At 39.7% G+C, this 22,011-nt stretch carries 21 protein-coding genes and 3 tRNA genes; 1 reads left to right on the top strand and 23 read right to left on the bottom strand.

What is annotated here, in order from left to right; genetic code table 11:
- Positions 1–487 precede the first annotated feature (487 nt).
- From Q7O55_RS07760 to Q7O55_RS07780, 5 genes are all read right to left on the bottom strand, one after another.
- A complete protein-coding gene (locus tag Q7O55_RS07760; protein ID WP_302010379.1) occupies positions 488–994 on the bottom strand; it encodes an ImmA/IrrE family metallo-endopeptidase in 507 nt (168 codons plus the stop codon).
- A 4-nt stretch (positions 995–998) separates the two neighbouring features.
- Positions 999–1,358, bottom strand: coding sequence for a helix-turn-helix transcriptional regulator (locus Q7O55_RS07765; protein WP_302010378.1), 360 nt, complete (start codon positions 1,356–1,358; stop codon positions 999–1,001).
- A gap of 333 nt (positions 1,359–1,691) precedes the next feature.
- Positions 1,692–1,777: transfer RNA gene (locus Q7O55_RS07770), tRNA-Leu, on the bottom strand.
- A gap of 12 nt (positions 1,778–1,789) precedes the next feature.
- Positions 1,790–1,865, bottom strand: a tRNA-Phe gene (locus tag Q7O55_RS07775).
- 21 nt (positions 1,866–1,886) lie between these two features.
- Positions 1,887–1,962, bottom strand: a tRNA-Asp gene (locus Q7O55_RS07780).
- A gap of 320 nt (positions 1,963–2,282) precedes the next feature.
- Between Q7O55_RS07780 and Q7O55_RS07785 the strand changes: the two genes are divergently transcribed.
- Entirely contained in the window at positions 2,283–2,918 is a 636-nt protein-coding gene (locus tag Q7O55_RS07785; protein ID WP_303929593.1) for a hypothetical protein, read from the top strand.
- 238 nt (positions 2,919–3,156) lie between these two features.
- Here the strand turns inward: Q7O55_RS07785 and Q7O55_RS07790 are convergent, their stop codons facing one another.
- From Q7O55_RS07790 to Q7O55_RS07875, 18 genes are all read right to left on the bottom strand, one after another.
- Positions 3,157–3,534, bottom strand: a complete 378-nt coding sequence (locus Q7O55_RS07790; protein WP_303929594.1) for a PaaI family thioesterase — start codon at positions 3,532–3,534, stop codon at positions 3,157–3,159.
- On the bottom strand, positions 3,531–4,682 hold the full coding sequence (gene menC, locus Q7O55_RS07795; RefSeq protein WP_303929596.1) for an o-succinylbenzoate synthase: 1,152 nt from the start codon (positions 4,680–4,682) through the stop codon (positions 3,531–3,533). Before menC ends, Q7O55_RS07790 begins: the two co-directional genes overlap by 4 nt.
- A 7-nt stretch (positions 4,683–4,689) precedes the next feature.
- A complete protein-coding gene (gene menE, locus Q7O55_RS07800; protein WP_303929597.1) occupies positions 4,690–6,171 on the bottom strand; it encodes an o-succinylbenzoate--CoA ligase in 1,482 nt (493 codons plus the stop codon).
- A 245-nt stretch (positions 6,172–6,416) separates the two neighbouring features.
- Positions 6,417–7,259, bottom strand: coding sequence for a 1,4-dihydroxy-2-naphthoyl-CoA synthase (gene menB, locus Q7O55_RS07805; protein ID WP_288187435.1), 843 nt, complete (start codon positions 7,257–7,259; stop codon positions 6,417–6,419).
- 5 nt (positions 7,260–7,264) lie between these two features.
- Entirely contained in the window at positions 7,265–8,125 is an 861-nt protein-coding gene (menH, locus tag Q7O55_RS07810) for a 2-succinyl-6-hydroxy-2,4-cyclohexadiene-1-carboxylate synthase (protein ID WP_303929598.1), read from the bottom strand.
- On the bottom strand, positions 8,125–9,984 hold the full coding sequence (menD, locus tag Q7O55_RS07815) for a 2-succinyl-5-enolpyruvyl-6-hydroxy-3-cyclohexene-1-carboxylic-acid synthase (RefSeq protein ID WP_303929599.1): 1,860 nt from the start codon (positions 9,982–9,984) through the stop codon (positions 8,125–8,127). Before menD ends, menH begins: the two co-directional genes overlap by 1 nt.
- A gap of 40 nt (positions 9,985–10,024) precedes the next feature.
- Complete coding sequence (locus Q7O55_RS07820; RefSeq protein ID WP_303929600.1) at positions 10,025–11,167, bottom strand: isochorismate synthase; 1,143 nt, start codon at positions 11,165–11,167, stop codon at positions 10,025–10,027.
- 263 nt (positions 11,168–11,430) lie between these two features.
- Positions 11,431–12,693, bottom strand: coding sequence for a phosphoribosylamine--glycine ligase (purD, locus tag Q7O55_RS07825; protein WP_303929601.1), 1,263 nt, complete (start codon positions 12,691–12,693; stop codon positions 11,431–11,433).
- A 148-nt stretch (positions 12,694–12,841) separates the two neighbouring features.
- Positions 12,842–14,371, bottom strand: a complete 1,530-nt coding sequence (gene purH, locus Q7O55_RS07830) for a bifunctional phosphoribosylaminoimidazolecarboxamide formyltransferase/IMP cyclohydrolase (protein ID WP_303929602.1) — start codon at positions 14,369–14,371, stop codon at positions 12,842–12,844.
- A gap of 26 nt (positions 14,372–14,397) precedes the next feature.
- Positions 14,398–15,021, bottom strand: coding sequence for a phosphoribosylglycinamide formyltransferase (purN, locus tag Q7O55_RS07835; RefSeq protein WP_303929603.1), 624 nt, complete (start codon positions 15,019–15,021; stop codon positions 14,398–14,400).
- Entirely contained in the window at positions 15,014–16,075 is a 1,062-nt protein-coding gene (purM, locus tag Q7O55_RS07840; protein WP_303929604.1) for a phosphoribosylformylglycinamidine cyclo-ligase, read from the bottom strand. Before purM ends, purN begins: the two co-directional genes overlap by 8 nt.
- Positions 16,062–17,480, bottom strand: coding sequence for an amidophosphoribosyltransferase (gene purF / locus Q7O55_RS07845; protein ID WP_303929605.1), 1,419 nt, complete (start codon positions 17,478–17,480; stop codon positions 16,062–16,064). Before purF ends, purM begins: the two co-directional genes overlap by 14 nt.
- 12 nt (positions 17,481–17,492) lie before the next feature.
- Positions 17,493–18,221, bottom strand: coding sequence for a phosphoribosylaminoimidazolesuccinocarboxamide synthase (purC, locus tag Q7O55_RS07850; protein ID WP_303929606.1), 729 nt, complete (start codon positions 18,219–18,221; stop codon positions 17,493–17,495).
- Between the two features lie 101 nt (positions 18,222–18,322).
- Complete coding sequence (purE, locus tag Q7O55_RS07855) at positions 18,323–18,814, bottom strand: 5-(carboxyamino)imidazole ribonucleotide mutase (protein ID WP_303929607.1); 492 nt, start codon at positions 18,812–18,814, stop codon at positions 18,323–18,325.
- A 434-nt stretch (positions 18,815–19,248) separates the two neighbouring features.
- Complete coding sequence (locus tag Q7O55_RS07860; RefSeq protein ID WP_012863928.1) at positions 19,249–19,689, bottom strand: hypothetical protein; 441 nt, start codon at positions 19,687–19,689, stop codon at positions 19,249–19,251.
- An 11-nt stretch (positions 19,690–19,700) separates the two neighbouring features.
- Positions 19,701–20,147, bottom strand: a complete 447-nt coding sequence (locus Q7O55_RS07865; protein WP_303929608.1) for a hypothetical protein — start codon at positions 20,145–20,147, stop codon at positions 19,701–19,703.
- A 27-nt stretch (positions 20,148–20,174) separates the two neighbouring features.
- Positions 20,175–20,750: a xanthine phosphoribosyltransferase gene (locus Q7O55_RS07870; protein WP_004693737.1), complete on the bottom strand. Its 576-nt coding sequence runs from the start codon at positions 20,748–20,750 to the stop codon at positions 20,175–20,177.
- 252 nt (positions 20,751–21,002) lie between these two features.
- Entirely contained in the window at positions 21,003–21,908 is a 906-nt protein-coding gene (locus Q7O55_RS07875; protein WP_012863926.1) for a LysR family transcriptional regulator, read from the bottom strand.
- Between the last annotated feature and the right edge of the window lie 103 nt (positions 21,909–22,011).

Consider the following 22,011-nt stretch of genomic DNA (forward strand, 5'->3'; position numbering starts at 1 on the left):
GTTCTTTCCTTTTCTCTAAGAATTTTTACTGACCCCCAGTTTAACTGGGGGTTTAATCATGCCTATTCGACGTACAACTAAAAGAGGACTTCCACATCTCTAGATGTAGAAGTCCCCATATCAAGTTAATGAACGCATATAGTCAGCATATATACATTACCAACTTAATACCTCTAACATTAATTAGAGGATTTCTTCTTTTTCACGGGCACCCAAAAGCGCCAGCATGTGTATCCGTATTCGGATGCAATCATTCGCTTGCCCCAACGGTTTGTATACTCTTTACAGAATATCCACATAAAGGCCTCCCTTCTGGGACTATTGCAAAACCCTCATGTAAATGCTAAAATAAAATAACTTAGTTAATTAGTCTGACCATTTACGTTCAGATTCAAAGTATATAAGCGGCAACTTATACACTTTGGCTACAGCCCCTTGTTTCAACCACTAGGTGGCTGTTTTTTATTGTGTACATAAATTATTCCTCCTATCTTTTTCTATTTCGTTGCACAGCTGCCGCTTTTTCAGTTACACCATATTTTAATGATATATCTTCCAATGTCATGCCTTGTATGCACTCATATGGTGCTAACAATTCTCCAGCAAAAGCATTAGCTTGCCATTCAGGATCCTTGTATGCAGGTATTGCTGTTTCATCTCTAGCAAATTTTATTTTATCAATTGAATGTAAGAGCAAATGACCTAGTTCATGAGCTATAGTTAAGCGGTCACGCCCATAACCTACACAAGCCCGCTCATATACATCTTCACGAATGCGAACTTTATTTTCTTGAGGTATCGTTTCACCATGCTTTGTACCCATCTCATCAATAGTAGCTATTTCAAATTCTACCCCAACTCTTGTTAGAGTATGTTCAAAAATTTTTACTATTTCAACATAATCATCAAAAGGTATATTCAACAAAGTCTTCAACCGTTTGCAAAATTTCCTAATTTGATATATCGAAAGTGGGTCAACAGCTAAACCTGCCATATATCTAATCACCTGCTTTGTTTAAAATAACTTGAATATCTTTTAGTTGTTCATCCGTCAGATTCTCAAACTGTCTAGCCAATGCTAATACCGTTGCTTTTTGTGAGCTAGATGCCTCTTCTAAATTAATGTCTATATTTGTTCTAACATGCGCTTCCGCATTATATAATTCATCCATCTGATGTTTATCTAATTCGTAAATATCAACAATGCTACGCGTCATATTGTTAGGTATTTGGCGCTTACCGTTTTCAATAGATGACAAGTATGCTGATGTCATTTTTAATTTTTCAGCCATATTCTTTAAGAGCTCATCTCTATCTATCCTTATCCGTCTAAGCACCTTTCCATATGTAGTTGCCATTTCATTGTTCCTCCTATAAAACCCAAACAATTAACTTTGTCTTATTATAATTAACTGTTTTGTTAATTATAATCTTTATTTGTTAATTTGTCAATATTTTATTAAACATAGTTCTCATTTTTTAACTTTCATAAAACTTAAAGCCACCGCATCATCTGCAGTGGCTATTATAACCCTCATATAAAAGGGGCAAATATTTATTGTTTAGAGGGGCAAATTATCGTTACAATGCGTTACAATTTGTTATTGTTCCCTTTCTAAATTGTTAGATAATTACTGCTTGCGTTGCAGTTTGTTATAATGCGTTACAATCTGTTAAACAGTAAATAGAAATGGTGCGGTTGGAGGGACTTGAACCCTCACGAGCGTACGCTCACCACCCCCTCAAGATGGCGTGTCTGCCATTCCACCACAACCGCATGGAATACAAATGGTGCCTCAGGACAGAATCGAACTGTCGACACACGGATTTTCAGTCCGTTGCTCTACCAACTGAGCTACCGAGGCATGATTTTTTGTAAAAAAAAATGGCGACCCCGATCAGATTTGAACTGACGATCTTCGCCGTGACAGGGCGACATGTTAACCGCTACACCACGGGGCCGCGTATCAACTCGCGTTGACTACTTGTACATAATATCATGGATTTAAGAGCAATGCAACTATTTTTTTAAGAAATATTATTACAAATCTATTAAAATAATTGATTATATTTGATAATCGTTATTTTATAGCTTTTATAAATGTATCTCTATAATATATTACAAGAATCCACCCTTTATCGTCATAATTCGTCAGTTTTCGCAATAGTACAATTTTCCCTATAAGCTTCACTAGGTATAACCTTTACTAGAAATCATCCTATTCTTTACTCAATATGCTACAATATGTATATATTCAGTATGAAAATGACTCTATAGAAACATGAAAGGATTCGCTGTGAATAAGTTCAATTCAAAAGGTGTTATTATCGCTCTTATCATAGCCAGTGTAGGAGCAATGGCCACAGCATGGTACTTCTTATGGTATGTACCACATACACCAGCCTACACATTAAAAATCATTCACCAAGCAGTACAAGATAAAGATGCAGACGAAGCATTGCGCCACGTAGATATAAAATCCATTGTAAAAAACATTGTAGAACGAGAAGGCAGTAAATATGTCGATACATCTACCCCACTTGGTAAAGCTACAATAGCAGCTACCAAAACATTTGGACCAGCTCTTATCGAAGACGTAATACGGACATATATCGAAGATCCTGACAGCTTTAAATCTGAATCACCTACCAATAATACCACTACAATACGTGATGATAATAAGTCTATGGTAGATCGTCTTGTAGAAGGTCGCCTATTTAAAGAACATGATGTAGAGGTTAAAAACCTAAAGTCAGAAGATAATGGTGATACGGCTACTGTAACTGTAACAATACAAAATAATAAAAAGAATATGACAAAAGATATAAGAGTTTTGATGCGTCATTTAGGAGATGGAACATGGGTAATTTACGATATTCCTGATATCGAGGACCTATATACTATTACTAGAAAATAAATATCTTTGTCTTTTCTAACATTTTAAATTGCAGATCTTAGAAAACGTAAAAAAAGAGCTATGTCGTTTTTCTAGATGAGCCATTTACATTGTAAAACCAACAAAGGACAGTATCTACTGAAAAGTATATACTGTCCTTTTATTATCCTAGGATCTTAACAATCGTAAGTTCTCATGTAGGACGAAATTATACATAACTTAATTAGCAAATATAACTAAATCCATTAAAAATGAGATTTTATCTATCAAAATCTACAATAGCCAAGGTTACAGTCACTTGTGAGATAAGGCGTTGTGCATCATCTATCATATCAAAGCGCCACACATGGGATGTCTTACTTTTTACTAGTAAAGTTCCTAACGCTGTTAAGGATCCTTCACACTTTACAGGTCGTAGATGGTTAGCAGTTACAGATTGTCCTACACCAAATTTATGAGAACCTACCAGTTCATTACTCATCATACCTGCAATAACTTCTGCAAAAGCTAATGTAGCACCACCGTTTAAATAGCCTTGTGGTTGTTTGTGAAACTCATTTAAATTCATTTTTGCAATACATGTGTTATCACTCGTCATACGAGGTACATCAATTTGTAAGGATTCAATTAAATTCATAGTGTTCGTTTCTCCACACAATACGCCTCTAGTCTATCATCAAAGACTGTTACACCTAGTCCATCTCCATCGGGAACATGCATAACACCATCTTTAAATGTTAAATCTGGGAAAATAAGATCTTGTCCAAAATATCGATTTGAATCGGATAAATCCCCGGCCATATAGGAATCTCCTAATGCGGCTAGCTGGACATGAAGCATTTTAGAAACTCCTGACTCTACCATGCTACCAATCCAATATGGAATATGACGTTCTCTACATAGATTAATAGCCGCTTTTGTTGGAATAAGCCCCCCCATGCGCCCTACTTTTATATTAAGCACATCAATCAAACCATATTCGATAGCATAGGATAAATCATCATATCCTAAAATGGACTCATCCAAACAAATTGGCGTATAGATTTTCCAATCACCATGATTAAGACGCTCCCACTTCCAATCTTTATAAGATTGAAGGTTTGCCATCGCAAAGGGCTCTTCAATACAAGCTAGACCTAAATCATCATACTGACGGACCTTATCTATTTCTTGATATGAATAGCTTCGATTTGCATCAGCCGCTAAGACTAAATCCGGATAATGTTTGCGAACTAAAGCTACGCGTTCATGACCATCTATAGGATTTACCTTTAATTTAATCCGCTTACAACCATTTATTACATGATGCGCTACAACATCAAGTAATTGCTCTATTGGCACATCACCAACGACGACACCACTTTCAATTGTCTCTCGTAAAGGTTGATCCATAATGTAGGAAACAGAGTTTACACCTATCCGTTCACAATGAAGATGAATAAGTGCATTTTCTAGAGCCGCAATGGCCATAGGCATATTATCTCGATTGAGCCAAAACTGTAATTGTCGTACATAGGTCATGAGCGGTTTAGGCCGCATCAAGCGCAGGTTAAAGATATAATCATCTACTAAGGTTTTCCAACAGGTTTCTACGGTCTCAAATGTATAGAATGGCTCTGTGAAAGCTACGCATTCCCCATACCCTAAATAACCTTGTTGATCCTCGATACGGATTACGATGGTTTCCCGCTCTTTTACCTCCCCCTTGGCGGTCTTGAAGTTAAAGTTCAGCGGCAATTTAAGGCGATATGTAGTTATACTTTTAAAATTTAAAATATCATTCATAGGCGCCTCAATTTTCTAATTTCAGTTCATTACGCAATATTTTTCCTGTTCCATTTCGAGGCAATGCGGTTAATACTTTTACATATTTTGGAACCTTATATTTTGCTAAAGAATTAGCCATAAAGTCTATAATGTCATCTGTAGTCATGCTTTTACCATCATGAAAGGCCACAAAGAGCGCTGGCACTTGCCCCCATTTATCATCCGGTACAGGAACAACCGCACATTCTTTCACTGCTGGTAATATATACACTAAATTCTCTAGTTCCTTAGGGTAAATATTTTCACCCCCAGAAATGATGAGGTCCTTACGACGATTCAAAATATAAACAAAGCCGTCCTCATCGATGTAACCAATATCATCTGTATTAAAGTCTCCATCGATAGGTTCCTTATTTATGTAACCAGTCATAACCATCGGGCCCGTCAAATGAATTTCGCCTATTCCATCCGCATCAGGGTTATCGATGCGAACCTGCATACTAGGCAATGGCTTACCTACAGATTCTCGTTTATCAGGATAATCCAATACGGAAAAGGTAACGCTTTGACTAAAGGTTTCCGTCATGCCGTAGGTCTTAAAGATAGGCAGCGATTTCTTTTCACAAGCATCGATTAGTGCCATCGGAATGAACTCTCCACCGAGCAAGATAACGCGTAACTTATGATGTGTAATATGTGGCTCTAATTGAGTCAGAATGGTAGGCACTAAAGACATCATATTAATATTCTCAGATTCTATAAGTTTGAGAACTTGAGCTTCATCATATTTAGGCAAAATAGTGACAGCCGTTCCATTATAAAGAGACCTCATCAAGATAGATAAACCACTCACATGAAACAGAGGCAGTACCATTAGCCAATTATCCTGCTCTGTTTTCCCTAGTACCTCTTGGGAAGCTTGTACATGAGCTTTAATTTGCCCCCATCGAAGCGGTACAGACTTAAATTGCCCCGTAGTAGCGCTCGTATTCATGATAGCAGCTATGTCTGCGTCCGCAAAGGTCCAATCAAAGGAATCCTTGACCGCTAAATCCGATAGAACACTTTCTAAAGTTTCAAACTCAATTGTAACAATTAAATTAGCAGCCTCCGAACCAACGGAATGAGATAACTGATTTTCAACAGAATCTGATACTATAGGAGCAACTAAATTTGATACTTGAATTTCAACTGCATCAGGCAATTGGCTACGTCGTTCTTTACTATGTAGTACGACGGTAACACCTAATTGATCCAATTGGTTCGCTATTTCGTTTGGCTTAAGATGTACATTGAGTAGAAGTACCTCTTTATGAACTAGTATAGCCGCCAACACATACATTGCCATGGTCACAGAGTTATCGGATAAGATAGCTACTCGAGAGACTTCTAAAGGCGCTAAATTACGAGCTACATGGAGTACGCCACGGTATATATCGTTATAGGTATATTCATTTATACATATGCGATCAGGATAGTGCTGTGCACCATGACGTAACCACTCCATCGTTTCACCTCGTATCTAGATCTAATCACTAATAAGTAATCACTAACTACCAATAAGTAATAAGTAATAAGCAATAAATAAATAATAAATAGTAAGTAACAACTAAAAAGTAAGTAATTACTAAAATGTAATAATTGAAATATGATAAGTAAAGAGATATTACAAGAAAGGCGCCTCATGTAGAGGCGCACTTGTCATTTTAACAGTTAATATAATCCGTAATATAGGACTGTATCGACTCCCTATTAAGGGAATTTAGGGAATTGTTTGAAGTTAGGTTTGCGTTTTTCCTTGAACGCGTCGCGACCTTCTTTTGCTTCATCGATTGTGTAGTACATCAATGTAGCGTCCCCTGCGAATTGTTGTAAACCTGCAAGACCATCTGTATCCGCATTGAAGGAGCCTTTCAACATGCGCAATGCCATTGGGGATAATTCAAGGATTTCGCTACACCATTGAACTGTTTCTTCTTCTAATTTATCGAATGGTACCACAGTATTAACCATGCCCATTTCATAAGCTTGAGCTGCAGTGTATTGACGGCACAAGAACCAAACTTCGCGAGCGCGTTTGTGACCGATCATGCGAGCCAAGTAACCTGCACCATAACCAGCGTCGAAGGAGCCTACGCGTGGACCAGTTTGACCGAATTTAGCATTTTCAGAAGCGATTGTAAGGTCACATACGATGTGCAACACATGACCGCCACCGATAGCATAACCATTAACCATAGCGATAACAGGTTTTGGAATAACGCGAATCAAGCGTTGTAAATCGAGAACGTTCAAGCGAGGTACATTGTCGTCACCTACATAACCACCGTGACCACGTACACTTTGGTCACCGCCGGAGCAGAACGCTTCTTTATCTTCGCCTTTTCCATGGTTAGCACCAGTCAATACGATTACGCCTACTTCGTTATCTTCACGAGCTACTGTGAAAGCATCAATTAACTCCATTACCGTTTTAGGACGGAATGCGTTGCGCACTTCTGGACGGTTAATAGTAATCTTTGCAATGCCATTATATGTTTCGTAAATTACATCTTCATAATTACGATCCAATACTTTCCAATCAAATTTGCTCATGGATGTTACCTTTCTTTATATAAAAAATCTGTTAAGGCCATCATAAACGGGCCCGGCTTTTCTAAATGTACATTATGTCCCGCCCCATTGACGATGACATGTTCGCAGTTCAGTACATTAGTAAACAATTCTTCTCCTATTGTAGTATATTTTGTATCAAGTGCGCCACTAATATATATACATGGCATAGATAATTCTGCTAATCGATGACCTACATACGGCATGACACCTTGCCCCGAGCCACGCAATGTAGCAGCTAATGCATAGGGGCTATTATGGGCTCGACGTTGGAATAATTTATCTTGTACAACTGGTGAAAGTTGACGCTGGCTTTCAAAAATAGATATATCCGCCCATTTAGCGGCAAACCATTCTCCATCATTATCTTCTATAGCTTGAGCCAATTGTTCATCAGCTATTTTACGCGCTTGTCGTTCTACCTCTGATTTAATACCAATAGAACCACTTTCTAAAATGAGTCTTTCAATTTCAGAACTATACTCAAGAGCATATAGCAAGGCTAAACGGGCCCCCATGGAGTATCCCATGAGAGAATACCTTTCACCAGCGACAGCAGAAATAACCGTATGCAAATCATTGAGCATGACAGGAATGGAAAAAGGCTTCTCATTCTCTGGAATATCTGAATCACCATGCCCCAGTGTATCGACACGAATCATTTGATACCCTGGTACAACGATGCCATCCCAAGTATATCCCGACTCGGAAAATCCGTGCAGACACACGAGCGACTTCCCCTTGCCAGCAATGGTCAATCCATAGCGATACTCACCAAGATCAACATACATGCGAAGAGCAGGATTGTATATGGAGTTATCTATAATACTACAAGCATATTGGCTCATTATAACACCTCCACATCAATAGAAATAGCCGTATATTTTTTGTGTAATTCACGACTACCTTCTCGGCTCGTTGGAATTTCAATAATATGAACACCTTTTTCTTGATTAGCCTTAGTTAATACATCGACAAATTCATCAGGTCTAGATAGTTTAGTATAGTCACAACCATATAGGTTAGCTACCCCACTATAGTCTAACCCTTGTTCTGTAGAGAACAAGTAATCAAAATGCTTCGTCCCCTTTTGCGGTAAGTATTCAAAAATACCGCCTCCATCGTTATTATGCAAAATAATCGTCAAATTTAGATTGTGCGTTTTAGCGACCGCTAAGCCGTTTAGATCATGGAATAAAGACAAATCTCCCGTTACGAGATATGTAGGCTGACCATTTGTGGCAAGACCTAGTGCAGTTGAAACAGTACCATCGATACCATTAACACCACGATTACCGTAAAGAACGGTATCGGATTCACCAGAGAACCAGAAATAATCAAAGTCGCGAATGGTCATACTATTCGCCACTAGCACTTGGCTATTGTCAGGAATATGCTGTTGTAACTCGCGTATCGTGCGACCTTCAAAACAACTTGGTTCTTCTATGGCTGTACTTAGTTGAGCTTTGCCAGCTACTTCTAAACTTTGCCATCTATTAAGATATGCATTAGATTCGTTCTTTACAGCGTACAAATGCGTAAACATATCGATGCTTGCTTGCATGTGTATGGTGGTTTTCCCCGTTGGATTCATGGAGTCCATTGTAGGATTTATCTCTATATACTCCACATTATCCCAACTTGCCACCATCTGTTGCACGCGTTTAGACACAACCATTTGGCCAAACTGAATCACGCAATCCGGCTTTAGTACAGGCCATAACTCTTTATCCGCTAAAAATGCATCATACGTTGAAATCACAACATCAGAAAATTGTTTTTTCTGAGTCATATCTGTATCGTTGCTACGATTGATATTAAATTCATGATTATCATCAATAACATCAGTCTTATGCCAGCGTCTTACATTGGACAATGGATCCGCCAAGATAGGAGCTTGTAAGTTCTCCGCAAAGGAGTGAATAGATTCAACTTCGTTTACATCGATTTGTGGACCAGCTAAAATAAAAACTTTCTTATATTGCGCAAGCAATGGATTAGAGTTATTAGAGTTATTAGGGGTATTATCAGTAGTATTTTTAGTATAGCTTACGTTACTTGCTTTACTTACGTTACTTGGATTACTTGTATTATTACTTCTATTCTGATAGCTAAATACATCACCGTAATTAGGTTTAAATACTTTGTAAGGGCTACGTCCCGCTTCAAAGTGCTTACAATCTAGTTCAGGCACTAATGGCTCAAAGAGGGGTACATTGATATGCACTGGCCCCTTTTTGATGTCCATAGCTTTCATATACGCCTTGCGAGCTACTTGGCGTGGATATGTGTAGTAATGGTCCTCTTGCGGCACCGCTAATTCTTCGTAATAGTTTACGGCTGTACCAAAAATCTTTTGTTGATCTACTGTCTGTGGAGCCCCTACATGCAACAAGGTATGAGGTCGATCAGCAGACAATACGATAAGAGGTACCCCACTATATTGAGCCTCTAAAATAGCGGGCAAATAATGAGCCACTGCCGAACCAGATGTACAAACTAGTACAGTTGGTTCTATATGAGCCTTTGCAATGCCAAGCGCCATAAAGCTAGCAGAGCGCTCATCTATATTCATATATGTTTCAAAACCTTCATACTCCGTGAAAAGCATAGCCATCGTGGTAGAACGAGAGCCTGGGCTAAACACTGCATGTCGGGCGCCGAGTTGGTAGAACTCATCTACCAAGGCAGCAATATATTCGTTCATTATATTCCCTTTCAAAAACTTCTAAGGGTTTGGAAATTTATTATAACGCATCCAAAATGGTGCGCATTTTATTATTAGTTTCTGCATATTCTTCATCCGCATCAGAGTCGGCTACGACGCCACATCCAGCATAGGCATAAAGAACATTATTCATGATGAGTGCAGATCGAATAGCCACGACGACGATGCCGTCCCCCATGTCCTTCATAAAGCCAAAAGGTGCTGCATACATACCACGCTCATGAGCTTCGTACTTTTGTAGCAATGCCAACGCCTTTTCTCGCGGTTCACCGCCGAGAGCTGGTGTAGGATGTAGCAACTTTGCCCATTCCACGAGGGATTTTGTGCTATCCTTTGCGGTAATAATGGTGCGCAAGTGATAGAGATGAGCCAGCTCCATGATACCCGTTTCACCTATGGTAATCTCCGGAGTAATAAATTTCATGATATCCACAATACGATCACGGACGATATTATGTTCAAAAAGATTTTTCCTATCTGTTAACAGTTGTTCCTTAGTCCACGCATTTGGTCCATGTTTAGGAGCTGTCCCCGCCAAGGCATAACTGAGAATTTCACTACCTCGATGGCGAACTAGAATCTCTGGCGATGCGCCCACAAAGGTACGTCCCTCCTTTTCGTAACCAAAGATAAAGCAATTTGGATTATTATCTACCAAATTTGCCAAAATACTCGCCACATTGTATGGTGTTTCGCTAATGAACTGCACCTCTCGAGAAGAAACGACCTTTGTCATTTCCCCACTGCTAATGCCGTCAGCGATAGCATTCATCAAACTATCCCAAGCAGCCTTATCATCACTGGTTTCCTTGTAGTTATGACAAACTCGAGGCACCTCGAAATCTGTAATAGGGACACTTTCACCAGCGTGCAAGTAGAAGGATTCCCCATTTTCTACGATGTAGTAATGGGTGAAAGCAATCATTTCATGGCCCATGCCAGCCCATTTCTGGTCCTTGGAGGTCTCAAAAAAAGTATCCCCATAAAACACGTAAGCGTAATTATGGCGGTCTTCATCATCTTTGACCGTCGCCAGACGTTTAGCACCTACAACGATGCGGTCACTTTGACGATCCACCCAGAATACGCGTTCTTCATTGGGGAAATTCAGCCAAAAGGCTACCGGACTATTCAGTTCTAACGGTTCTTTATTATATATCATAGTTGTATATCGCTATTAAGAAATAAAATAGACTATAGTAAAAACACCTAACGTGCAGAAGATTTGCTTCTACACGTCAGGCGTCATCAATAAGTTTCCAAATTTTTGAGATGAGCCTAACGCCATCACACGTCGATGGGCCCTCTTTATATCTAATTTATTATATCATAGGTAACCATTAAAAGGTAGAAAATAAAAACCTCTACACCGCATGCGTTATGCATGAATGTAGAGGTTTTCATTATATTTAAAATGTTGTTACTTTATTTGAAAGCCTTCGCCCCAATATCTGTACGATATTGCATGCCTTCAAAGTCGATATACTCTATACGTCCATAGGCTCTATCAAGTGCAGTTCTAAGGTCTTTGCCAAGACCGACAACACCGAGCACACGACCGCCATTAGTGACATAGTTTTCACCAACAAGCTTTGTACCAGAGTGGAATACGATGGTTGTGTCATATTGTTTAATATCCCCACTGATGACATCGCCCTTTGATGAAGTTTCAGGATAACCCTTAGAAGCAAGAATAACGCAGGCCGCCGAGGAGTCTTTCCATTTCACCATATCAGCTGTTAATGTGCCCGTAGCACAGGCCATCATGATTTGACCTAAATCACTATCTAGTAGAGGCAATACAACTTGCGTTTCAGGGTCTCCAAATCGTGCATTGAACTCTACCACCTTAGGACCTTCGTCAGTAATCATAAGCCCAGCGTAGAGGCAGCCCACATACGGCATACCTTCCTTTTCCATAGCCGCTACCATAGGCTCCAAGATAGTTTTCATCGCTTCGTCCCGCAATGCATCCGTAAGAACTGGTGCCGGTGCATAGGTCCCCATGCCACCAGTATTAGGCCCTTTATCCCCATCAAAGATGCGTTTATGATCTTGAGAGGCAATCATGGGAACAACGGTCTTGCCATCTACAAAGGCTAATAAACTAGCCTCTTCCCCTTCCATAAACTCTTCGATAACAACGGTGCTGCCTGCATCACCGAATCGATTACCGCTGAGCATATCTTCCACAGCTGCATTCGCTTCGTCGACGGTCATGGCTACTACAACACCCTTCCCTGCCGCCAAACCGTCAGCTTTAACAACTATAGGAGCTCCTGTTTGAGCGATAAAAGTTTTCGCTTCATCTACCTTGTGGAATACACCATACGTAGCAGTGGGAATATTGTATTTTTTCATGAGATCCTTGGCAAACACCTTTGAGCCCTCTAATTGAGCGGCGGCTTTGGATGGACCAAAAATAGGAATACCCACCTTATTGAGTACATCTGCTAAACCTGCTACCAAAGGAGCCTCAGGCCCAACAACAACTAAATCAACTTGATTCTCTTTCAAAAAGCTAATCAAATGATCGCTTTGTTGCCAATCGATACCAACTAGCTCTGCACAATCTGACATGGCCGCGCTGCCAGGAATAGCGTATACCTTTGTTACGCTAGGGCTGATGAACAATCGCCACGCCAATGCATGTTCGCGGCCGCCGTTACCGATTACACATACTTTCATAAGTCCTCCATCGGCGCCTAAACGCCATCAAGTTCATAATAATATAAACACATAACGGGACCCCATGCCAAGCATCAATAATTCTTGACCGTACAATAGATATTTTACCCTGATAGTGTTTAACAATCCGCTAAAAGTTCTTAACCAATTAATGTTTAAAGTGACGAATATTTGTAAATACCATGGCAATGCCCGCTTCGTCAGCCGCTTTGATGGATTCTTCATCGCGAATAGAGCCACCTGGTTGAATAATAGCTGCAATGCCATGTTTTGCCGCTGTTTCTACGGTATCGCCAAAGGGGAAGAATGCATCGGATGCCAAAACAGCACCTTTTGCGGCTTCCCCGGCTTGTTCAAGGGCAATTTTTGCAGAGCCTACGCGATTCATCTGACCGGCCCCAACTCCAAGAGTACGCTTTTCATTAGAAATCAAAATAGCATTGGACTTTACATGTTTTACAAGTTTCCATGCAAATTCAAGGGCTTTCCATTGTTCCTCTGTCGGTTGTACCTTCGTAACAACTTTATAATTGGCGCAGTCTTCTACGAGATCGTCTTCTGTTTGCACTAATAAACCACCAGACACCTTTTTCACTGTCACTTGGCCAGATTCCGGCTTAGATAGCTCGATGAGGCGAATATTTTTCTTTGCTTCAAGGATTTCTAATGCTTCTTTTGTGAAAGCTGGCGCCATAATAACTTCTAAGAAAATTTTGCTCATTTCCTCCGCTGTGCTTGCATCTACTTCACGATTTAAGGCTACGATGCCACCAAAGGCAGATACGGAATCAGCTTCGTACGCATTTACATAGGCATCATGTAATGTAGATGCAGTAGCGGCACCACATGGGTTCGTATGCTTAATTATACATGCAGCTGGATTAGTAAACTCCCATACCATATTCCATGCCGCTTCCATGTCTACAATATTGTTATAGGAAAGCTCTTTGCCATGTAGTTGTTTCAAAGCCCCCATGCCATGAGCTGTACCAATTTCTTTGTAGAACGCTGCTTGTTGATGCGGATTTTCGCCATATCTAAGATTTGTTACCTTTTCATAAGCGCTCAAATACTCAGGAGGTGTAGGACCTTCATGCAAGATTCCACTCATATAATTAGCGATAGCCACATCGTAAGCCGCTGTATGAGCAAAGGCTTCTTTGGCAAGACCAAAGCGATATTCCTTAGTCAATTCTCCTTGGTCTTTGAGCATCTCCAAGATTTCATCGTAATGATTTGGATTTACTACGATGCCTACGTACGCATGATTTTTTGCTGCAGAACGAACCATCGTAGGACCACCAATATCGATATTTTCAATGGCCTCTTCTAGGGACACATTAGGTTTTGCAATGGTTTCACGGAATGGGTAAAGATTGACAACAACAAGGTCGATTGGTTCGATACCATGTTCTGCCATAGCTTGTTTATGCTCCGCATTATCACGGATAGCCAAAATACCACCATGCACGTTAGGATGTAAAGTTTTTACTCGGCCATCCATCATTTCTGGAAAACCTGTCAAAGACTCTACAGCATTTGCAGAAACGCCCGCATCGGTAATCGCCTTAAGCGTACCACCTGTAGAATAAATGGTTACACCTAAGTCAACTAAACCTTTTGCAAAATCTACAATACCCGTTTTATCAGAAACACTAAGCAGTGCATTTTTAATCATGTAACCTCTCCATTTGCTTACACATATCAATCTTCAATATAAACCGTACGACCTTTTATAGTGAGCTTATCCTCACAAAATAGTCGTAACGCCTCTTTATATGTTTTATGTTCTATAGGTAATAATCTATCACTCAAAGTATCTTCCGTATCGTCTGGTAATAGAATCACCGTATTCTGCATGATAATAGGACCTGTATCCATTCCGGCATCAACAAAGTGTACTGTACATCCTGTTATTTTTACGCCTGCATCGATGGCTTGTTGGTGTCCATGAAGACCTGGAAACGATGGTAGCAGAGCAGGATGAATATTTAGTATCTTATGCTCATACCGTTCAATAAGTTGAGTTCCTACAATGCGCATATACCCTGCTAAAACGATACCGTCTACCTTATAGGGCTCTAACGCATCTAACTGGGCTTGTTCAAAGCTAGTTTTAGAATCATAGTCGCTACGTTCGATGACAATGAGTGGAATATTCCAAAATTTAGAACGTTCAACGATACCTGCATCACCGTGATCTGTAATGATAACTACGAATTTACCATTAATATACCCTTCTTGCATGGCTTCATAGAGGGCTTCCCCATTGGAACCTCTACCGCTTGCGAATAGAGCTAGACGCTTTTTAGCTACGGAACTAGTCATTAAATACCGCCCCTTTTATAACAACTGGACCTTCACCGCTAACGATATGACCAATTTCATAAACCGCTTCATTACGACTTTCAAGATTTACCTTTACTCGATCCACATCCGCAGCATCCACTATGAGAATCATGCCAATCCCCATGTTAAAAGTACGGTACATTTCATGCCAATCTACATTACCCCATTCTTGTAGTTTTTCGAATACAGGAAGGCGAGGCCATGTGTCACAATCGACCTCTGCCGTTACTCCCGTCGGTAAGACGCGAGGAATATTTTCATAGAAGCCCCCTCCCGTAATATGAACCATACCTTTAATTAGATTTTCTTTAATCAAAGGCAAAACGGCCTTAGGGTATAAGCGCGTTGGTATTAATAATTCTTCTCCAAGTGTTTTGCCGAATTCAGGAATATTTTGATCAATGGAGAACCCTTTATGATCGAATACAATTTTACGAACTAAAGAGAAACCGTTAGAGTGAACCCCAGAAGAAGGTAAACCAAGAATAACATCGCCACCCTTAATACTTTCACCAGTAATCAATTTAGGACGGTCTACGATGCCAACGGCAAAGCCTGCCACATCATAATCCTCATCATCGTAGAAGCCTGCCATCTCAGCAGTTTCACCCCCTAGTAAGGCACAGCCAGATTCTTCACAAGCCTCAGCCACACCGCGTACGATATCTGCCACTTTTACAGGTTCTAGTTTGCCAACCGCAATATAATCGAGGAAAAATAAAGGCGTAGCCCCTTGTACGAGGATATCATTAACACTCATAGCTACGCAGTCTTGGCCGATAGTATCATGTTTATTCATCATAATAGCGAGGCGCAATTTGGTGCCTACCCCATCGGTACCAGATACGAGCATAGGGTCTGACATAGAATGACCAGCTAAGGAATAGAGTCCCCCAAAGCCACCTAAATCACCAACAACACCCGGTGTATAAGTGCGTTTAACAGATTCTTTCATCAATTCTACGGCGCGGTTGCCTGCATCGATATCAACACCTGCATCGCGATAGGTTAAACTAGTTTTATTCGAGCACATATTTGACCCCTTCCTCTTGGTCCGCAGGAACCGCTACGCTATAATCACCATTAAAACATGCAAAACATAAATCATCTGACTTTACATCGGATATAGCGCGACATAAACCTTCACGAGACAAGTAATGTAATCTATCAGCCTTTATGAAATCTTTAATTTCATCCACTGTATGAGTAGCTGCTATAAGCTCTTTACGCACCGATGTATCGATGCCATAGTGACAGGAGTATTCAATGGTCGGAGAGCTAATACACATGTATATCTCTTTAGCACCCGCCTCTTTTAGCATTTTTACAATGATACCACTCGTAGTACCGCGCACGATAGAGTCATCGATGAGAACGATACGCTTGCCCCCAACAATATGTGGCAATGCATTTAGCTTCATACGGACAGCTAGTTCTCGTTCCTCTTGATTTGGTTTAATAAAAGTACGACCGCTATAACGGTTCTTAACTAACCCTTCCGCAAAAGGAATCCCCGATGCACGAGCATAACCTAATGCAGCCGTTGTACCTGAATCTGGAATGGACATGACGATATCCGCATCATACTTAGTTTCGTTATATAGTTCGCGCCCCATATTGAGACGAGATTGATATACGGATTGACCATCGATATGACTATCGCCGCGTGCAAAATAAATATATTCAAAGACGCAAAGCTTTTTATCGATTTTTTCTGGGTCCGCATAAATAGTACTACGCACACCAGAGTCATCGATGATAACCATTTCACCATGATCTATATGGCGAATAAACTCTGCCTTAATCGCATCAAAAGCACAACTTTCACTAGAGAGAACATAACCGTTTTCTGTTTTGCCTAAGCAAAGCGGTCTAAAGCCTTGAGGGTCACGTACACCTACTAAAGAGTCATTCGTAGTAATGACTAGAGAGAAAGCCCCTTCAATTTGACGCGCCGCATCGGCAATTCGTTCCGCTTGTGTTTCTGCTTTAGAGCGGGCAATCAGGTTTACAATAACCTCAGAATCCATCGTCGTTTGAAAGATCGATCCATCGGCTTCGAGGCGTTTTCGAATAGATAAGGCATTCGTTAAATTACCATTGTGAGCCACCGCAATTTGACCACCTTGGTAGTGAATAACCAAAGGCTGAATATTGCGCGGATTATTAGACCCTGTCGTAGAGTACCGCACATGTCCAGTCCCCATATAGCTTGGCAATGCTGGTAATTCTTTAATAGCTTCAGTCAACAAGCCCATGCCTTTTTTCAGTTCTACATCGTGCCCATCAGTAACAGCAATGCCCGCACTTTCTTGACCACGATGTTGGAGTGCAAATAGCCCCCAATATACATAGCGTGCTACATCAACGGTTCTATCATAGACACCAAACACACCACACTCTTCATGCCATTTATCAAAAACAGGATCGTAGTTCATCTTCCCCCCCTATTAGGCACGCTCGCCAGTAAGACGGAATAACATTTCCTTATACGCTTCTTCAATATTACCAAGATCTCGACGGAAACGGTCTTTGTCGAGTTTTTCACCAGTTGTAGCATCCCAGAAACGACATGTATCAGGAGAGATTTCATCACCTAATAATACCTCACCTTTATGAGTGCCAAATTCTAATTTAAAATCTACAAGAGTTACGTTTTTAGTAGCCAAGAATTTTTTTAAAATATCGTTTACCTTTAAAGTAATAGTAGAGATTACGTCAAGTTGCTCTTGAGTGGCCCAACCAAGTGCAGTAATTTGGGATTCGTTGGCAAACGGATCGCCTAATTCATCGTTTTTATAGCAGAACTCAAGTATTGGATGTTTAAGTGGAGTTCCTTCTTCAATGCCAAAACGTTTAGCCATAGAGCCAGCCGCAATATTACGCACAATAACTTCTAAAGGAATGATATCCAAAGTCAGAACCAATTGATTACGATCATCTTCACGACGAATAAAGTGAGTAGGTATCCCCTCTTTTTTCAACAATTCAAAGAAGAAAGAGGAAATTTTATTGTTCAAAACACCTTTTCCAAGAATGGTATCATGTTTTTCACCATTAAATGCAGTAGCATCATCTTTATAATGAACAATATACGCATCTTTATTACCAGTTTCATATACTTGTTTTGCTTTGCCTTCGTATAATAATGTTAATTTTTCCAAATCGATGTTAGCCATGATCTTTCTCCTTTATCGTAATTAATGATACAAACTATGTAATAGATATCTAAATAAACGGTTTTTCTTAACCAATATTTAATCAGCGATGATTTAGATGATTATATTTGAATAGCACCTTGTAGTTCTGCATTGTCTGCTAAGACTTTCTCTGCCATATCTTTACGATATTGTTGATATTGCTCTTTCAGGTCTTTATTGAAAGCTGCCCCAATTTGTATTGCAAAGAGCGCCGCATTTTTAGCGCCGTCTACAGCCATTGTTGCTACAGGCATGCCAGATGGCATTTGTACAATAGCAAGTAGAGAATCAATGCCTTTTAATGCGGTTGCATTAAGTGGGATACCGATAACTGGTAGTGTAGTGAAGCTCGCCACCACACCGGGTAGATGAGCTGCTGCCCCAGCACCAGCGATAAAAGCGATAGCCCCTTCATCTTCAAGTCGTGTAACAAAATTCTTTACAGCCTCTGGGGTACGATGAGCTGAGGCAATAACCATTTCATAGGGAATGTTAAATTCATCAAGTACGGCAGATGCTTTTTTCATTGTGTCTAGGTCAGACTTGCTGCCCATGATAATACCGACCTTCATAGATCCTCCTAATAAAAAAGCCCAGCCGAAACAGACTGGGACAAATACGCGCAAATAGCCTCCGTAGACTTGCTTTGAGTTTGTTGATTTGCATAGTTCACGGTGCTACCTCCTTCTTGTACTCAAATTGTAACACCTAACATTTACAAAATCAATACTATTTTCGAATATTTTTTTATTAAATATTTTTATTATTCGTTATATCCCGAACCATTATAAAGAGGTAGATTGCATCATATAAATTAAGCTTAAATAAATCTGCAAAATAGAATACTGTCTTTGCAATCTTATAACAGCATAAATTTATTCTATCAATCAAAGTATTTGTATGGTTTTTCTTATCCATATAAAAAAGCGGATAACCCGGTTAAAAACAGGTTATCCGCTTTTCATAATTCCGAACATTAGACCACTTAACTTGTATCTATTATTGATTAGTGAGTACCGCTTTCAAAGGCAGCTTTCAATTCACCTACAGATTCAGGAATATAATCTACAATAGAAGACATCAACGCATACATCAATGCCGGCTCGAACGCATCATCACCACACATATATACACAATCCAAGTATAGGCTAGAATCTTGTTCATCAATATATAGTTTGTAATTTTTATACGTCGCATTATCCCGATTGATTAAGGCATTCAAAGCGTTCATGTTTTGTGCCGTTACCTTTTCAGGCCCCAACACCAAACGAATTACGCTATAAATACTGTTATCGAGAATGACAAACAAAGGCATATCCCATAATGGGGATTTGATATAAGAACGATATACTACTGTACCGTCTTCATCATCAAAATCCTTGCGTTCAAAAGATATGATCTCTTCTTCTTTCAAGAACTTATCAAATAATAAGGATTTAGGATTCATAACAACCTCTATTAAGCTAAACCAGCTACTTTAAGAATGTCTTTATGTACAGCATCTAAATGCGGTTGAATTACTTCGAGCAAAAGATTTACTACTACGGTAGGATCAAATTGTTCATTTAAACATGGCATAGACACATCCATATAAATATTATTGTCTTCAACGCTCACATAATATTTTGACACTTTATAATCTTGATTTAACGTGTTAAGCTCTTTCAACACGGTAGAAATCACTTTTTCATCAATAGATGTTGTTGTGATAGCAATGCGTGCATAAGTGAACGCGGAGTCGTCTACAACGATGAACACAGGTAGGCTATAATCATGAACATCCAAACGGCCATGATATACAACTGTATTAAGATCGTCTGTCATTTCTTCCTTAGTAAACCAAGTGTTGCCGCCTTTGTTAAGATCAGCAACGAGTAAGTCGAATTTTTCTGCTTTTTTATTCATAATTCCCTCAAACAATAATCAGACTAATTAGTCTTCGATAAACACACAACCATTATCTTTGAATTCTTTAATGCGAACTAAAGACTCTACACGGTAGCCCGCATTTTCGAGGCGTTCACGACCAGGTTGGAAGGATTTTTCGATAGCAATCGCCATTCCTACCACTTCATCACCTGCGTCTTGAACCAATTTAGCAAGGCCCATAGCAGCCTCGCCAGATGCCAAGAAGTCATCAATAATCAACACTTTTTCACCAGCTGGCAAGAATTTTTTAGAAATAGTGATATCATAATTCTCTTCTTTTGTATAAGAGTACACAACACTATGATATACATCATCTACCATAAGGATGGATTTTTTCTTACGCGCAAATACCAATGGCACGTCCAGTTCAAGCGCGGCCATCAACGCCAACGCAATACCAGATGCTTCGATGGTAACAATACGTTGTACACCTGCATCACGGTAACGATCCGCAATCTCTTTACCAATCGCCTTAAACAATTGTGGATCGATTTGATGGTTTAAGAAACCATCTACTTTCAGCACCCGATTATTGAGGACAATCCCCTCTTCACGAATGCGTTCTTTTAATAATTCCATGTGCTCATACCTCCGCATAACTATCTTTAAATTTTAACGTAAACAACCCCTTAGGGTCAACCTATATCTAGTAAAAGTCTTATAATACAACCCATAAATATCATTGCCAATATGACTTAAATATTTCGTATATGAAATATAACTCAACTGCTTTATAAGAACATAATATAGCACGGCAAAACTTACACTAATATATAAAAAGACACACTTTAAGCAAGTTTCCTAAAGTATGTCTTTAAACATGTCTTTTTCTTATAAAATTTTATCTCGAGTACTTTCACGATTAACTAGCAAGGAAGTAAATCTCGCAGCTCCTTCAGATTGAGGAACCAAGCGTGAGCGCACAAGCACAATGTCCCGTGTTGGTACCGGAATATCTGTATCAATGCGCACAATCGTCCCTTCTTGCATTTTTTGTTGCACCACATGATTAGGCAACATGGAAATACCCATATTGATTTCTACAAGATCTAGTAATACATCGACGCTGCCCAATTCAAAGCGAGGCTTACGACAAGCGCCATGAGTCACATCGTCAAAGAATGTACGACTAGCAGAGCCTTTATGCAAAAGCAAGATAGGCTCGTTAAGAAGGCGCCCTTGATCAAAGAAGCCCGCCCCTTTATAGTCAGGACCGCCAACAAAGACGTCTTGAATTGTAGCTAGCGTAGTTACCTCTAACTGAGGATTATCTCTCAATCCCTCATAATCATTAACCACGGCTAATTGAGCCTCTTTATTGAGTACCAATTCTACACAATCAGGAGACGGGCGATTGATGATATGTAATCCAATTTCACTTTCTTGTAATTGCCATTTATGGAAATAAGGCAATAAGAAATGACGACACAAAGTATCTGTGGCAGCCAAATTTAAACTTTCATAAGCTTGGCTAACGCGTTCTTGTAATTGGGTAACACCATTATCAAGAATGGAGAAAGCTTTAGCTACCGTATCAAACAATTCTTTGCCTTCTGGCGTGAACCCTACAGATTTTGTAGTACGCACGAAGAGAGGCATATTAAGTTCCCCTTCTAATTGTTTAATACTCTGACTAATGGCGGATTGGGACACGCCTAATTCTTTTGCGGCACGAGAAAAGGATAAATATAAGCCTACCCCTAAAAAGGTTCTATATAAATCTGCAGATACTGCCATTTTATTCACCTCTGTTATATACTAATAGTAACGTCTTACTTTTAAATATACATATCATTACTCTATTATAACTATAGACTCTCAATATATAATGAATATGTAG

The organism is Veillonella parvula, from assembly GCF_945949885.1.
Classification (GTDB): Bacteria; Bacillota; Negativicutes; order Veillonellales; family Veillonellaceae; genus Veillonella; species Veillonella parvula_B.

Bases quoted from the DNA above. Each gene is read 5' to 3' on its own strand.
- purC (WP_303929606.1), bottom strand. From the start codon at position 18,221: ATGGCTAACATCGATTTGGAAAAATTAACATTATTATACGAAGGCAAA.
- menC (WP_303929596.1), bottom strand. From the start codon at position 4,682: ATGAATGATATTTTAAATTTTAAAAGTATAACTACATATCGCCTTAAA.
- Q7O55_RS07760 (WP_302010379.1), bottom strand. From the start codon at position 994: ATGGCAGGTTTAGCTGTTGACCCACTTTCGATATATCAAATTAGGAAA.
- menH (WP_303929598.1), bottom strand. From the start codon at position 8,125: ATGAGCCAATATGCTTGTAGTATTATAGATAACTCCATATACAATCCT.
- purN (WP_303929603.1), bottom strand. From the start codon at position 15,021: ATGACTAGTTCCGTAGCTAAAAAGCGTCTAGCTCTATTCGCAAGCGGT.
- purF (WP_303929605.1), bottom strand. From the start codon at position 17,480: ATGAACTACGATCCTGTTTTTGATAAATGGCATGAAGAGTGTGGTGTG.
- Q7O55_RS07860 (WP_012863928.1), bottom strand. From the start codon at position 19,689: ATGAATCCTAAATCCTTATTATTTGATAAGTTCTTGAAAGAAGAAGAG.
- Q7O55_RS07870 (WP_004693737.1), bottom strand. From the start codon at position 20,750: ATGGAATTATTAAAAGAACGCATTCGTGAAGAGGGGATTGTCCTCAAT.
- menD (WP_303929599.1), bottom strand. From the start codon at position 9,984: ATGAACGAATATATTGCTGCCTTGGTAGATGAGTTCTACCAACTCGGC.
- menE (WP_303929597.1), bottom strand. From the start codon at position 6,171: ATGGAGTGGTTACGTCATGGTGCACAGCACTATCCTGATCGCATATGT.
- Q7O55_RS07790 (WP_303929594.1), bottom strand. From the start codon at position 3,534: ATGAATTTAATTGAATCCTTACAAATTGATGTACCTCGTATGACGAGT.
- purM (WP_303929604.1), bottom strand. From the start codon at position 16,075: ATGTGCTCGAATAAAACTAGTTTAACCTATCGCGATGCAGGTGTTGAT.
- Q7O55_RS07820 (WP_303929600.1), bottom strand. From the start codon at position 11,167: ATGATATATAATAAAGAACCGTTAGAACTGAATAGTCCGGTAGCCTTT.
- Q7O55_RS07875 (WP_012863926.1), bottom strand. From the start codon at position 21,908: ATGGCAGTATCTGCAGATTTATATAGAACCTTTTTAGGGGTAGGCTTA.
- purE (WP_303929607.1), bottom strand. From the start codon at position 18,814: ATGAAGGTCGGTATTATCATGGGCAGCAAGTCTGACCTAGACACAATG.
- purD (WP_303929601.1), bottom strand. From the start codon at position 12,693: ATGAAAGTATGTGTAATCGGTAACGGCGGCCGCGAACATGCATTGGCG.
- Q7O55_RS07765 (WP_302010378.1), bottom strand. From the start codon at position 1,358: ATGGCAACTACATATGGAAAGGTGCTTAGACGGATAAGGATAGATAGA.
- Q7O55_RS07865 (WP_303929608.1), bottom strand. From the start codon at position 20,147: ATGAATAAAAAAGCAGAAAAATTCGACTTACTCGTTGCTGATCTTAAC.
- Q7O55_RS07785 (WP_303929593.1), top strand. From the start codon at position 2,283: ATGAAAGGATTCGCTGTGAATAAGTTCAATTCAAAAGGTGTTATTATC.
- purH (WP_303929602.1), bottom strand. From the start codon at position 14,371: ATGATTAAAAATGCACTGCTTAGTGTTTCTGATAAAACGGGTATTGTA.
- menB (WP_288187435.1), bottom strand. From the start codon at position 7,259: ATGAGCAAATTTGATTGGAAAGTATTGGATCGTAATTATGAAGATGTA.